Raw genomic sequence first — 13,300 nt, 5'->3', positions numbered from 1 at the left:
CATTGAATATTGTGGTTCGTTATTTCCTCGGGACAAGCCCGAGAAAATAACTCGCTGGGCCTTACGCTGAGACCAAGACTGCCCTTTGCAGTCCTACCTGTCGCGCGTAACCGCCATTTCACCGAAAATACGCGCCATTTCCTTCTGCACGTCGCGGTCATCAGGGTCGCTGGAGACGGCTGGGGCGACTGGCTCTGCGGTTTCCTGCGGCTGCGCTCTTGGATCGAGGCTCACATCCGGCGCACCGCTGGCGTTGTTCTTTTCGATTTCGGCCTGGAGAAAGCTTTCGAAATCGCTGGTCAGCTGATCTCCGAAAACCGTGCCATCGGCGTTGGGCGCAAGAGGTTCGGGCTTGGCGACATTGGCCGTGGCGCTGATGGGCGTTTCGTTGCGGAAGGTCGGCAGGACGCGCTCGCGGGCGGCGTCAAGAAAATCGACGGCGTTGTTCTGGTCGATGAATGCTTCCCGCAAAGCGATTGGCTCTGGTGCCACTTCAGGTGTCAGCACCGCAGGCTGCGGCGGCTGGATGGGCTGGGCAGAGACGACCGGCGTGGGTGCCGTGATGGGTTGAGAAGCGACCGAGATAGGGGTGGGAGTGGGTGCCGCTGGTCTTGCCGCTAGATCGGCCTGCAGGGATGCGACCGTGACTGCGGGGACGACCGCTGCTGCGACGGGAGGAACGATCGGCTCTCTGGCGACGGCCTTTGGAACCGGGGCAACGTCCGGTGCTGACTGCACTGGCGGCGCGACGGGGCGAGGCGCAGGGGGTGCCGGTGGCGTAGCGGTAACCGTTGGTGCCGGTGTGGGCGTAGGGGCCGCCGGTCTTGGTGCAGGCGGCGGAGCGGGGCGTGCTGCGGCGACGGGTTGTGCGACAGGTGTGGCTGCCGCAACGGGCGCGGGTTTCGCTTCCGGCTGGGGTGCAGGGGCTGCTGCGGCAATTGGGGGAGCCGGACGATGCTCTTCTTCTTTCACCGGTGGCAGGGTTCTTTGACGGTTGTGCGCAATGGCCTTTTCCGATGTCAGCATCTCATCCTGCGGGTCGCGCACGTCTCTGAGGATTGGAATGGCACCGATCCCGCTTTCGATGACGATATCCGTCGGGCCGCCGATCATGACCAGATGCTCGACATTGTCGCGGCGCACGAGAACCAGCCTGCGGCGGGCGTCTACGGCGGTGGCATCCAGCACTTGCAGGCGTGGTTGGCGGTTCTTGCCGCCACGAATGAAGGGTGAGGAGCCACCGCGTCTGCGGATGATCCATAAGATGATTGCCAAGGCAAGAAGTGCAACGCCGACCCCTACGACAGCAACAATCAGATTGTTGCCGTAAGTGCCGATAAACTCATCCATCATCGAGCCAACCCTTCAGTCTTTTATCGGGCAAATGATTGCCGCGTTTGAATTTTTCAAGCAGTTTGAAGCGAAAAGACGATTTTTTTGCGCCAAGCACAAGTTTTTATCCGTGCTTAACCACGAAATTGCTGCACCGTTCCACCTCTCGCCACATTTCGACGTGGCAAAGGTGCCACGCAGTTGGCGATATCGCACCAATTGCGACGCATTCGCTGTGTATTGGCAAAGGTTTATGGTGTGCCGGAGCTTTTTGATATTTCTGCAAATTGCTACAAGGGATAGATAAAAGCGATTCCGTTCGAAGCATTTGTCTTGGAATGATGAAGGATCGCCAAAACTGCAAGGGTTAGAGCCTCAATGACCAAGGTGAGCCAAGCCAGCGACAATGACTTCCCCTTGGTGGATAGGCGCGCCCGTTCCGGCACGCTGTTGCGCATCCTGCTGCTGGCGCTCGTACTGGTCGCTGCTGCCGTTGGTTTCGTTTATTTCAAGAATTCGCTGGAGAACGAGGTCGTCCTCGGCATTCTCGGCGTACTGGCGATGCTCGGCATTTTCTTTCTGGTGTCGTCCGCCATCGGCTTCATCGAAGTCATGCCGCAATCGCAATCCGATGGCATGGCCCGCCGCTTCCTGTCCTCCCACCCGGATGGCACGCTGATCACCGATCCCAAGGGCCGCTTGGTCTATGCCAACGCGACCTATTGTCAGATGACCGGCGCCAAGAAGGCGACGGATATCCAGAGCCTCGAGACGCTGCTGTCACGCGACCGGGAATCGACGGAAGCACTCTACCGGCTGATCAACGGCCTGCGCGATGGCAATGATGGTTACGAAGAATTCCGCCTGCTGAAGCCGTTGAGCGAAAACACCTCGCAGTCCGGCCCGCACTGGTACCGCCTGAAGGCGCGGCTGTTGAAAGACCCGAGCAGCAACGATCTGCACGTCTTCCAGATTGCCGATATCACCACCGAGCGTGAAGATCAGGAGCGATTTTTCCGCGAATTGCAAAACGCCATTGATTATCTCGACCACGCTCCGGCCGGTTTCTTCTCTGCCGGTAAGCGGGGCGAGATCGTTTATCTCAATGCCACGCTGTCGCAATGGCTGGGTATCGATCTGGCGCAGTTCTCTCCCGGTTCGTTAACGGTATCCGACATCGTTGCGGGCGAGGGCATGGCGCTGATCGAATCCGTTCAGCCGCATGCAGGCACCAACCGCACGGAAATGCTCGATCTCGACATGCGCCGCGTGAACGGCCAGAGCATGCCCGCGCGGCTCGTACATCAGGTCACCGCCACGCGGGATGGCGCGCCGGGCGAGAGCCGCACCATTGTGCTGATGCGCTCCAAGGGCAAGGAAAATGCCGAGTCCGCATCGGCCATGCGCTTTACGCGCTTCTTCAACAACACGCCGATGGCGATTGCCTCTCTGGATGGCGACGGACGGATTTTGCGCACCAATGCGCCCTTCCTCAAGCTGTTCTCCGGCGTCGTCGGGCGGGATGATATTGACAGTGGCGTCGTTCTCGACGCTGTGCTGCTCGATAATGACAAGCCGAAGCTGTTGCAGGCCATCGATGCCGCCAAGGATCGTCAGGGTGACATCGCACCCTTCGACTCGCGCCATCCGACCGACGAGACGCGGCATTTCCGTTTCTATGTCCATGCTGTGATCGATCAGGATGACGAGGCACCGGAAGAGGTGGCCATCGTCTATGCCATCGAGGTGACCGAGCAGAAGGCGCTGGAAACACAGATGGCGCAGACGCAGAAGATGAATGCGGTGGGTACGCTTGCGGGCGGCATAGCGCATGACTTCAACAATGTGCTGACTGCCATTCTTCTATCGTCCGACCATCTGCTGCTTCAGGCGCGGCCTGCCGATGCCAGCTTTGCGGATCTGATGGAAATCAAGCGCAACGCCAACCGCGCCGCCGTACTGGTGCGCCAGTTGCTGGCCTTCTCGCGCAAGCAGACCATGCGTCCGGCGGTGCTGAATTTGACGGATGTCATCGGCGATCTGCGCATGCTGGTCGACAGGCTGATTTCCGGCACCAATGTGAAGTTGGAAGTGGATTACGGGCGCGATCTGTGGCCCGTCAAAACTGACCTTTCGCAGTTTGAACAGGTGCTGATCAACCTTTGCGTCAATGCGCGCGATGCCATGCCACAGGGCGGCAAAATCAAGATTATCACCCGCAACATGGATGCAAGCGAGGTCGTTTCTCTCGGACGCTCCGATCTTCCAGCGGAAGATTTGGTCATGATCGAAGTTGCGGATACCGGAACCGGTATTCCGCCTGAGATCATGGACAAGATTTTCGAACCCTTCTTCACCACCAAGGAAGTGGGCAAGGGCACTGGCCTTGGCCTGTCCATGGTCTATGGCATCGTCAAACAGTCCGGCGGCTATATCTATCCCGATTCCGAAGTGGGCAAGGGTACGGCTTTCCGCATCTTCCTGCCGCGCCACATCATCGAGGTGGCTCAACAGCTCGAGAACGAAGCGACTCAGGCCGCAGCAGATGCCGCAGCGGTCAAAGAAGCTGCCAAGGAAGAGCCGGTCGATCTGACCGGAAAGTCCGCCGTCGTTCTTCTCGTCGAAGACGAGGAGGCGGTGCGCCGCGGCGGCAAGCGAATGCTGGAAACGCGTGGCTATACGGTGCACGAGGCGGGCTCCGGTACGGAAGCGCTGGAAGTTTTGGAAGAACTGGAAGGTAAGGTCGATATCGTCGTTTCCGACGTCGTGATGCCGGAAATGGATGGACCTTCGCTGCTGCGGGAGCTTCGCAAAACCTATCCAGACATGAAGTTCATCTTCGTGTCCGGTTATGCCGAAGACGCCTTTGCCAAGAACCTTCCTGCCGATGCCAAATTCGGCTTCCTGCCAAAGCCGTTCTCGCTGAAGCAACTGGCCGTGGCCGTGCGCGAAATGCTGGATGGCGAAAATTGACAGGAAAGGTCCGGCGCTCCATGCTTTTCGCTGGGCGCCGAACTGAGTTGACATCGCCCCTTCGGCCATCCCGACCCAACCGGATGGCCGGTTTTTGATGCAGAGGTATGACATCAACCAGAACCTTCTCATCAGAATGCAGAAAGCCGACACGATGGACGATGTCGCGTTGTTGCTGACCGAAGTTCAGCAGATGTTCGGCTTTCGTTATTATTGCGTCTTCGAAACCGCGCGTCTGGATGAAGAACAGCCGATTTCCTTTCTTTTTCCATCCAATCTTCCAGCCGATCTTTTCTACAAAATCGATGAGCGCATGGCAGAATTCGTTGCCCGGCTTTCCAAGCATCTGCCCGGTACTTTGGGCCCGATGCCCTGGGATTTGGCCGAGGTGGAAGCCAGAGGCGAGATCGAGCCGGAGACCGCAGCGTTCTATCGCGCCGCCGGTTTCATCATGGCGATCACCTTTCCGGCGCTCGGTGTTTCATCGCTGCCGCGGCTGATCGGCTTCGCGGGAGATCGGCCGCATCTCGAGGAGGATGAGGTCGAGCGGCTGAGCATGTTAATGTTCCACATGCATATACGCCTGACGATGATCGGGCGTGCAAGAACGGAAAAGAGGCAACCGCTTTCTGGCCTTGAAAAACAGATCCTCTTTCTGGCCGTAGATGGGGAAAGTTTCGAGGCGATCTCCGCAAAAGTGGCCCTGTCCAGCATTACGATGAGCTATTTGATGGAATCGATTTGCCGCAAGATGGAGGTCTCGACCTTTGAACATGCGGTTGCGGTGACCCTGCGGCGAGGACTGTCACGATGAGAAGGGTTTGTGCGGGCCATCGCTTCCCGCTTCTGTTCACACTTTCCTCGTCTGTGAACGGATTAGTGATTGCAGTGCAGCGCGGGGGGCTTAAAATCACCATTGGACGACCTAAATATAGGTAAGCGAAATTCTGGCTCGTCACCCAAAAAGCCGGTGCGAGTTTGATCTGGAGAATGACAAAAGATGATCGCTAAGTCGATCTACATGCAGGGCGACAGTGAAGGGGAAGATGGCGGTGCGAACCGCGGAACGTCTGTTATTACCCGCACCAAACCGAAGACAAAAAAGCCCAATCTCTACCGTGTTCTTTTATTGAACGACGACTATACTCCCATGGAATTCGTCATTCATATTCTGGAGCGTTTTTTCCAGAAGGACAGGGAAGGGGCGACCCGTATCATGCTGCATGTTCACCAGCATGGGGTCGGCGAATGCGGGGTATTTACATATGAGGTCGCAGAGACAAAAGTAAGTCAGGTCATGGATTTCGCCCGACAGCACCAGCATCCGCTTCAGTGCGTCATGGAAAAGAAATGAGGATCGCAACGTGCCAACTTTTTCCCCAAGTCTAGAGAAGGCGCTGCATCAGGCACTGACCTTTGCAAATGAGCGTCATCATGAATATGCGACGCTCGAGCATCTGTTGCTGGCGTTGATAGAAGATGCGGATGCGGCAGCCGTGATGGGTGCCTGCAACGTCGATCTTGATGCGCTTCGCAAGACGGTGGTCGATTATGTCGACAACGAACTTTCCAATCTGGTAACGGGTTACGACGAGGATTCCAAACCGACCTCAGGTTTCCAGCGCGTCATTCAGCGCGCTGTCATTCACGTGCAGTCATCCGGTCGCGAAGAGGTAACCGGCGCCAATGTGCTGGTTGCGATTTTCGCAGAGCGCGAAAGCCACGCCGCCTACTTCCTGCAGGAACAGGAAATGACGCGATACGACGCCGTCAACTACATCTCGCACGGCATTGGCAAGCGCCCTGGCACCTCCCAGACCCGGTCGCCCCGTGGTGCAGAAGACACCGAGAATGAGGCGAAGCCTGCGCGCAGCAGTTCAGAAGACGATAGTGCAGCACCGAAGAAGCAACCGGATGCGCTGAAAGCTTACTGCGTGAACCTGAACGACAAGGCACGTGGCGGCAAGATCGATCCGCTGATTGGCCGCCACGCCGAGGTTAACCGCACAATCCAGATTCTGTGCCGTCGCTCCAAGAACAACCCGCTTTATGTGGGTGATCCCGGTGTTGGCAAAACGGCCATCGCCGAAGGTCTCGCCAAGCGGATCGTTGAGGGTAAAGTGCCCGAAGCGTTGAAGAACGACACAATCTTCTCGCTGGACATGGGCACGCTGCTTGCTGGCACGCGGTATCGCGGTGATTTCGAAGAGCGCCTGAAACAGGTCGTCAAGGAACTGGAAGAGTATCCGGGTGCGGTGCTGTTCATCGATGAAATTCACACGGTGATCGGTGCCGGTGCGACATCGGGCGGCGCTATGGATGCCTCCAACCTGCTTAAGCCCGCGCTATCGTCAGGTGTGATTCGTTGCATCGGCTCGACAACCTACAAGGAATACCGCCAGTTCTTCGAGAAGGACCGTGCACTGGTTCGTCGCTTCCAGAAGATCGATGTCAACGAGCCATCTATCGAAGACGCCATCGAGATCATGAAGGGGCTGAAGCCCTATTTCGAAGATTACCATCACCTGCGCTACACCAACGAAGCCATCAAGGCGGCGGTGGAGCTTTCGGCCCGCTATATCTCGGACCGCAAGCTGCCGGATAAGGCCATCGACGTGATCGATGAGACCGGTGCCGCGCAGATGCTGTTGCCAGCTTCCAAGCGTCGCAAGCTGATCACCGAAAAGGAGATCGAGGTTACGATTGCGACGATGGCGCGTATTCCGGCCAAGACCGTTTCCAAGGATGACGAGATGGTTCTCGCCAACCTTGAGAAGGAACTGCGTTCGGTCGTTTACGGTCAGGACATCGCTATCGAGGCCCTGTCCACTGCCATCAAGCTTGCCCGTGCAGGTCTGCGCGAACCTAACAAGCCGATTGGCTCCTACGTCTTCTCCGGCCCAACGGGCGTGGGCAAGACCGAAGTCGCCAAGCAGCTTGCCGCTTCGCTCGGTGTGGAAATGCTGCGTTTCGACATGTCGGAATATATGGAACGCCACACCGTATCGCGTCTCTTGGGTGCACCTCCCGGTTATGTTGGCTTCGACCAGGGCGGTCTTCTGACCGATGGCGTCGATCAGCATCCACATTGCGTGGTGCTGCTGGACGAAATCGAGAAGGCGCATCCAGACATCTACAACATCCTGTTGCAGGTCATGGACCACGGCTCGCTGACCGACCATAACGGCAAGAAGATCGACTTCCGCAACGTCATTCTGATCATGACGACCAATGCGGGTGCGTCTGAAATGGCGAAATCCGCTATCGGCTTCGGTTCGTCCAAGCGTAGCGGTGAGGATGAAGAGGCACTGAACCGCCTGTTCACCCCGGAATTCCGCAACCGTCTGGATGCGATCATTCCGTTCTCGCCGCTGCCGACTGCGGTCATCCACAAGGTGGTGCAGAAGTTCGTCATGCAGTTGGAAACGCAGCTTTCTGAACGCAATGTCACCTTCGACCTGCATGAGGATGCCATCGCTTGGCTTTCCGAGAAGGGCTATGATGAGAAGATGGGCGCGCGTCCGCTTGGTCGCGTCATTCAGGAGCACATCAAGAAGCCGCTGGCCAATGAGATTCTCTTCGGAAAACTCAAGAAGGGCGGCGTCGTCAGCGTCAGCATTGACAAGAAGGAAGACGGCACCGAAAGCCTCAAGCTGGACGTGCTGCCGGAAACGGCTCCAGTGAAGCCAAAGCCCGAGGCTGAGCTGAAGGCGGCGAAGTCGCCCGGCAAGACCAAGGGTAAGGCAAAGTCCGCCAAGGCCGAAGAGGCCGAGGTGGTGGTTGCTGAGACGGACAAGGCGGAAGAAGACGCCAAACCACGTCGCAAGACCAACACCGTGCCTAAGGTGCCGAAAAAGAAGTAAGTTGATAATATAATGTGATAAGTGCCGGGCTCTGTGCCCGGCACTTTATTTTATCGATACCGGATTTAGACATGCCTTCAGACAGCGTTGTGGAGCCTCTTTCCCTCTGGTTTTTCCGAGGCATGAAGGGCATTTTTTCGCTTCCAGCCCTCATTCTCATGACATCCTTCGTCGGGTTTAGCGCCTTTGCGCTGGAGTCGGGAGTGAGCCGCGGTGAAGCAGTTTTCATGACGCTAACCATCTGGGCGCTACCTGCGAAGATGATCCTGATCGGTGCGATGACGAGTGGCGCGGGACTGGCGACCTGCTTTCTGGTCGTTACGCTGTCATCCATCCGCATGATGCCCATGGTGGCGTCCATCGTGCCGGAAATGCGCACCGCCAAAACGCCGACATGGCTTTTGCTGTTTCTCTCGCATTTCGTGGCCATCACCGCCTGGGTCTTCGCCACGCAAAATCTGACCAAGGTGCCGCGTGAGGCGCGGGTGGCATGGTTTGCGGGCTTTGGCATGACGCTGACGCTCATCAATGCCGTCATCGTCGGCATCTGCTACGGCGTGGTGGCGGCCTTTCCGCCTGTCGTAGCGGGTGTGCTCTTTTTCCTGACGCCGGTCTATTTCGTCTCGTCCATCTGGGCTTCTGCCCACCATACAGTCGTCAAGGTGGCCTTCGTCATCGGCGTCATCGCTGGACCGCTGTTTGCAGTCATCGAGCCGGAATTCGATATTCTCTATGCCGGCATTGGCGGCGGCACGCTGGCCTACCTCATCGACCGTTTCTGGTTCCGCCGCAAGATTGCGCCTGTGACAGAGGAGGGCGAACCATGATGAGCGAAGCTTGGTGGGCACCCTATCTCTTCATTGCTATTGCCGGCTGGCTCGCCACCGATCTCTGGCGTTGGCTCGGCGTCATCGCTGGCAACCGGCTGAAAGAAGGTTCGGAAACGCTGAATTGGGTGAGGGCAGTGGCCACCGCTCTCGTGATGGCCGTGACTGCAAAGCTAATCGTTTTCCCAACGGGCACGCTGGAACATTCGCCGATGTGGTTGCGAGTTGGTGCGGCGGCACTGGGTTTTGCGGTGTTTCTTGCTAGCAAACAAAGGGTATTTGTTGGTGTTGTTACGCCAATAATACTCCTAGCAATCGGACTTATTTGTCTAACGTAATATTGATTTATTTTTTTATCCAATTATTTGTTCAATATAGCGAGATCGTATTTTGTGTATTTTCGAAAATTATAATGATATTTTTTCCTGTAGAGATTTTAATTTTTAGAATTATCGTTGTAATATCTGTTTTTGACGTCTTATTTATTTATCTCAGTTCTGTACCCGTTGATGTTGCTGGTTATGCGGGCAGTTTTTGTTTGGGGATTTTGCCTATTGCAATCGGGCAGTTTTACAGGATTTCGGGCCGTGATACGCGGTTGGGTCATGTTCTGACGTCTTCCGGGCTCTATGTGTTGTTCACGATCTTTGCTTCTATTTTCAATTACACTTTTCTGCCGATCGCCTTTAGCCCCATAGATGATGTTTTGATGTGGGCTGATAGGTTGGTTGGATACAACTGGCCCGATGTCGTCACTTGGGCTGCGCACTACCCTTTGGTGGGCACGGCCCTTTACGTTGTCTACATGACGTCGCTGCCTCAATTGCTGGTCATCATCATGACACTGGGCTTCACCGGTCAGGACAAGGCGCTCCAAGGTTTTCTGCTTACCGGAACACTGGGCGCGCTTTTGAGCATTGCATTCTGGGTGTTCTTTCCGACCTTCGGTGCAAAAGCCTATCATCCACTGCCAGAGTGGGTCTTGGAAGCCATTCCGCTCGCTGTCAGCCCTGATTACGGACAAGAGCTGGTTCGTCTGGGTCGGGAAGGTGTCGATTATCTCTCACCCACTAATATTCTTGGGCTGATCGGCTTTCCTTCCTTTCATATTTTTATGGCTTTGATGGCAGTGTTTTTTGTTCCCCGGCACGCTTTTTTCATCACTGTTTTCAGTGTTCTCAACATTCTGATGCTGCCTGCGGTTCTGGTTCAAGGCGGGCATCATCTCGCGGATGTCTTTGGTGGAATCGTGTGTTTTGCAGTTGCGTGTCCCATATCTCTTCACATTGTGAATAAAATGTCTGGCGCTGCTGCTGTGGTGAGGTCCCCACAATCCGCCATCGGAGCCGCTGCCGATTAGCCGGCAACAGCCCATGGTCGGTTGATCATCTCAAAGCGCAGCCTTGATCTTCTCCGCATGCGCCTTCAACACGTCACCGTCCGCCATAGCACCGCTATGGGGCTTCAACGGCTCGCCTTCCATGCGTGGAACGATGTGAAAATGCAGATGGAAGACAGTCTGGCCTGCTGCCGGTTCGTTGAACTGTGCAACGTACACACCGTCCGCATCAAAGGCTTCTTTTGCGGCGACGGCAAGTTTCTGAACGACGGCTATGGTTTTGGCGAGAACGGCGGGATCGGCATCGAGAATATTGCGTGAGCCTGTCTTTGGAATGACCAGCAGGTGACCGGGGGCTTGCGGCATGACATCCATAAAGGCCAGCGTGTCGTCGTCTTCGTAAACCTTCACGGACGGAATTTCGCCGCGCAGGATTTTGGCGAAGATATTGTTGGTGTCATAGGCCGATGTCATGAAATGTCTCCTCGTCTAAAATTTTGTCAGTCGTCTGCTTCCGGACGTTCGCCCTTGCGGAACGGGCTGTGTTCGTCGAGATAATCGCTGATCTGCTCGACTTCGCTGCGCTCTCGCTCCAGATAATCGGCAATCGCACGGCGCAGGCCCGGATGGGTGATGAAGTGGGCGGAGTGGGTGGTAACGGGCGTGTAGCCGCGGGCCAGCTTATGCTCACCCTGCGCACCTGCCTCAACCCGCTGCAGGCCTTTTGCCAGTGCAAAGTCGATGGCTTGATGGTAGCAGACCTCGAAATGCAGGAAGGGGTGGTCTTCGATGCAGCCCCAGTGCCTGCCGTACAGCGCGTCACCGCCAATGAAGTTGATAGCACCCGCGATATATCTGCCCTCGCGCTTTGCCATGACGAGCAGAATGTCGTCCGCCATGCGCGCGCCGATCAACGAGTAGAACTGGCGAGTGAGATAGGGTCGGCCCCATTTGCGGCTTCCGGTATCCATGTAGAAGCGGAAGAACTGGTCCCAGATATCTTCCGTCAGATCGCTGCCCGTCAGCCAGTCGATTTCGATGCCGTTTTCCAGTGCCGCGCGGCGTTCCTTCTTCAGGCCCTTGCGCTTGCGCGATGACAGCGCATCGAGAAAATCGGCGTGGTCTCGGTAGCCGTTGTTGATGAAATGGAACTGCTGGTCGGTGCGGGGAAGAAAGCCTTCACCCAGTAAAGCCTCGATGTCACCATCCGGTGCGAAGGTAACATGGGCTGAGGATACACCGATTTTCTCCGCAACCTGCCGCAGACCCGACGCCAGAACCTGGCGGAAGGCCGCGTCATCGATGCCGTTGGTTAGAAGTCGTGGCCCGGTCGCGGGTGTGAAGGGCACGGAGCATTGTAGCTTGGGATAATAATTGCCGCCCGCCCGCTCCAGCGCATCCGCCCATCCATGGTCGAAGACATATTCACCCTGACTATGGCTCTTCAGATAGGCCGGGATCGCGCCGGTCAGGTGACCCTCGACATTTTCAAGCAGAAGGTGATGGCCGCGCCAGCCGGTCTTGGCCGTGGCCGACCCCGACTCTTCCATGGATGAAAGAAAGGCATGCGATATGAACGGGTTGTAATCGTTTGTTCGCGTAGATTGAGTGGTTCCGGAAAGCCTGTTCCAGCTTTCCGGATCGATGTCCTTAAAGGACGTCGCTACGCGAATGGAATATTCATCGCTCATGCGCTGGTTGTAACGCTTTCCCTTGGGTCGAAACCTTCGAACGTCATCTGGTCAGCATATGTATAGGTGGTCTCGCGACCTTTTTCATCCCGCACGGTCCAGGTAATCACCGGAAGCCCGAGTTTTCTTTGCGCTTTGATGAAGCTGTTGGGCAGATGCGGCCAGGCATAGGAGATGAAATCGAGGCCGATCTGCATGGCGTCATCATGCTTGAAGAAGTCTTCCGGTTTCGCGCCTTCCGCCGTCAGGCCAAGCGGCCAAGGCGATCCTGCAGCTTTCAGGTCCTTCAACAGGTGATGGTCGAAGCTCATCAGCGCGACATCGCCTTCGTAACCTTCCAGCACTTCCAGCACGGCCTCGGCAAAGCCGTCATCGACGCCTTCACCTTCGCGGCCCTTGAGTTCCAGCACCAGCGGAACCTTGCCCGCGCAGAGTTTCAAAAGCTGCTTCAGCGTCGGAATTTTGTCCTTGGTCTGGCCAACCGAAAGCATGCCGAGTTCGCCCGAGGTCCGCTCGCGCACATCGCCCTTGATGCCGGTCAGGCGTGTCATCTCGTGGTCGTGGAAGATAACGGGAACGCTGTCTGAGGCAAGTTGCAGATCGCACTCGATGGCAAAACCCGCGTCGATGGCGCGGGAAAAGGCCGTCAGGGTGTTTTCCCAGACGGCTTTGTTCTGGTCATGGAAACCGCGATGAGCAACGGGGTTCGCGGTCAGCCAGGAAAGCTTCAGCGTCATAGTTCGATTTCCACGATGGCATCGATCTCGACGGCGGCTTTGAAGGGCAGGGAGGCCATGCCAACGGCGGCACGGGCGTGCTTGCCGGCATCGCCCAGCACATTGGCGATGAGGTTGGACGCGCCGTTGATGACCAGATGCTGTTCGGTGAATTCAGGCACGGATGCGACGAAGCCATTCAGCTTCAGCACGCGACGGACTTTCGAGAGATCGCCGTTGAGGGCGGCCTTGACCTGTGCGAGGATGTTGACGGCGCAGAGTTCGGCGGCGCGCTGGGCGGTCGCAACATCGACATCGCGGCCAACATGGCCGGTGACCGCAATCTTGCCGGATTCCATGGGCAATTGACCTGAAATATAAAGCAGATTGCCGCTAATGGTGAATGGGACGTAGTTTGCAGCAGGCGCTGCTGCGACGGGCAGGGTGTAGCCCAGTTCTTTCAGGCGAGCTTCGATGGCATCCGACATTTTCGTCTCCGCTTTTGTTGTAAATCTTTCAAAAATCCGGCAGACAGAGCATGATGTCCAAAAGCCGGGCG

The 13,300-nt window shown here is 56.6% G+C and carries 12 protein-coding genes; 7 read left to right on the top strand and 5 right to left on the bottom strand.

Annotation, left to right across the window (positions count from 1 at the left end; genetic code table 11):
- Positions 1-93: 93 nt before the first annotated feature.
- Complete coding sequence (locus AC27VJ_RS10410) at positions 94-1,353, bottom strand: flagellar biosynthetic protein FliO (RefSeq protein WP_488683950.1); 1,260 nt, start codon at positions 1,351-1,353, stop codon at positions 94-96.
- Positions 1,354-1,710: 357 nt separating this feature from the next.
- Between AC27VJ_RS10410 and cckA the strand changes: the two genes are divergently transcribed.
- From cckA to AC27VJ_RS10375, 7 genes are all read left to right on the top strand, one after another.
- The gene (gene cckA, locus AC27VJ_RS10405; RefSeq protein ID WP_113088036.1) at positions 1,711-4,305 is read left to right on the top strand and encodes a cell cycle histidine kinase CckA; all 2,595 of its coding nucleotides are present in this window, start codon (positions 1,711-1,713) and stop codon (positions 4,303-4,305) included.
- A gap of 97 nt (positions 4,306-4,402) precedes the next feature.
- Entirely contained in the window at positions 4,403-5,119 is a 717-nt protein-coding gene (locus tag AC27VJ_RS10400; protein ID WP_488683949.1) for a helix-turn-helix transcriptional regulator, read from the top strand.
- A 186-nt stretch (positions 5,120-5,305) separates the two neighbouring features.
- Positions 5,306-5,659, top strand: a complete 354-nt coding sequence (gene clpS / locus AC27VJ_RS10395; RefSeq protein ID WP_113088038.1) for an ATP-dependent Clp protease adapter ClpS — start codon at positions 5,306-5,308, stop codon at positions 5,657-5,659.
- 10 nt (positions 5,660-5,669) lie between these two features.
- Complete coding sequence (clpA, locus tag AC27VJ_RS10390; protein ID WP_488683948.1) at positions 5,670-8,168, top strand: ATP-dependent Clp protease ATP-binding subunit ClpA; 2,499 nt, start codon at positions 5,670-5,672, stop codon at positions 8,166-8,168.
- Positions 8,169-8,239: 71 nt separating this feature from the next.
- Positions 8,240-8,995: an AzlC family ABC transporter permease gene (locus tag AC27VJ_RS10385; RefSeq protein ID WP_488683947.1), complete on the top strand. Its 756-nt coding sequence runs from the start codon at positions 8,240-8,242 to the stop codon at positions 8,993-8,995.
- A complete protein-coding gene (locus AC27VJ_RS10380; protein ID WP_488683946.1) occupies positions 8,992-9,333 on the top strand; it encodes an AzlD domain-containing protein in 342 nt (113 codons plus the stop codon). Before AC27VJ_RS10385 ends, AC27VJ_RS10380 begins: the two co-directional genes overlap by 4 nt.
- A gap of 74 nt (positions 9,334-9,407) precedes the next feature.
- The gene (locus AC27VJ_RS10375; protein WP_488683945.1) at positions 9,408-10,355 is read left to right on the top strand and encodes a phosphatase PAP2 family protein; all 948 of its coding nucleotides are present in this window, start codon (positions 9,408-9,410) and stop codon (positions 10,353-10,355) included.
- Between the two features lie 30 nt (positions 10,356-10,385).
- Here the strand turns inward: AC27VJ_RS10375 and AC27VJ_RS10370 are convergent, their stop codons facing one another.
- Genes AC27VJ_RS10370 through AC27VJ_RS10355 form a run of 4 tightly spaced genes read right to left on the bottom strand, consistent with a single transcriptional unit; the run spans position 10,386 to position 13,229 of the window.
- Positions 10,386-10,808 carry an HIT family protein gene (locus AC27VJ_RS10370; protein WP_488683944.1) on the bottom strand — a complete coding sequence of 141 codons (423 nt, stop codon included), beginning with the start codon at positions 10,806-10,808 and terminating at the stop codon, positions 10,386-10,388.
- A 26-nt stretch (positions 10,809-10,834) separates the two neighbouring features.
- Positions 10,835-12,025 (bottom strand): GNAT family N-acetyltransferase, encoded by a 1,191-nt coding sequence (locus tag AC27VJ_RS10365; RefSeq protein WP_488683943.1) that lies wholly within the window; start codon positions 12,023-12,025, stop codon positions 10,835-10,837.
- Positions 12,022-12,762 (bottom strand): glycerophosphodiester phosphodiesterase family protein, encoded by a 741-nt coding sequence (locus AC27VJ_RS10360; RefSeq protein ID WP_488683942.1) that lies wholly within the window; start codon positions 12,760-12,762, stop codon positions 12,022-12,024. The genes AC27VJ_RS10365 and AC27VJ_RS10360 overlap by 4 nt, the downstream gene beginning before the upstream one ends.
- Positions 12,759-13,229 (bottom strand): RidA family protein, encoded by a 471-nt coding sequence (locus AC27VJ_RS10355; RefSeq protein ID WP_353575650.1) that lies wholly within the window; start codon positions 13,227-13,229, stop codon positions 12,759-12,761. The genes AC27VJ_RS10360 and AC27VJ_RS10355 overlap by 4 nt, the downstream gene beginning before the upstream one ends.
- Positions 13,230-13,300: the final 71 nt, after the last annotated feature.

The organism is Agrobacterium sp. 20P9.1.2, assembly GCF_057799395.1.
Note: the sequence above shows the minus strand (reverse complement) of the source record. Positions and strands in the feature narration are given on the sequence as shown.

Bases quoted from the DNA above. Each gene is read 5' to 3' on its own strand.
- AC27VJ_RS10360 (WP_488683942.1), bottom strand. From the start codon at position 12,762: ATGACGCTGAAGCTTTCCTGGCTGACCGCGAACCCCGTTGCTCATCGC.
- AC27VJ_RS10370 (WP_488683944.1), bottom strand. From the start codon at position 10,808: ATGACATCGGCCTATGACACCAACAATATCTTCGCCAAAATCCTGCGC.
- AC27VJ_RS10400 (WP_488683949.1), top strand. From the start codon at position 4,403: ATGCAGAGGTATGACATCAACCAGAACCTTCTCATCAGAATGCAGAAA.
- AC27VJ_RS10385 (WP_488683947.1), top strand. From the start codon at position 8,240: ATGCCTTCAGACAGCGTTGTGGAGCCTCTTTCCCTCTGGTTTTTCCGA.
- AC27VJ_RS10410 (WP_488683950.1), bottom strand. From the start codon at position 1,353: ATGATGGATGAGTTTATCGGCACTTACGGCAACAATCTGATTGTTGCT.
- AC27VJ_RS10355 (WP_353575650.1), bottom strand. From the start codon at position 13,229: ATGTCGGATGCCATCGAAGCTCGCCTGAAAGAACTGGGCTACACCCTG.
- AC27VJ_RS10375 (WP_488683945.1), top strand. From the start codon at position 9,408: ATGATATTTTTTCCTGTAGAGATTTTAATTTTTAGAATTATCGTTGTA.
- AC27VJ_RS10365 (WP_488683943.1), bottom strand. From the start codon at position 12,025: ATGAGCGATGAATATTCCATTCGCGTAGCGACGTCCTTTAAGGACATC.
- AC27VJ_RS10380 (WP_488683946.1), top strand. From the start codon at position 8,992: ATGATGAGCGAAGCTTGGTGGGCACCCTATCTCTTCATTGCTATTGCC.
- cckA (WP_113088036.1), top strand. From the start codon at position 1,711: ATGACCAAGGTGAGCCAAGCCAGCGACAATGACTTCCCCTTGGTGGAT.
- clpS (WP_113088038.1), top strand. From the start codon at position 5,306: ATGATCGCTAAGTCGATCTACATGCAGGGCGACAGTGAAGGGGAAGAT.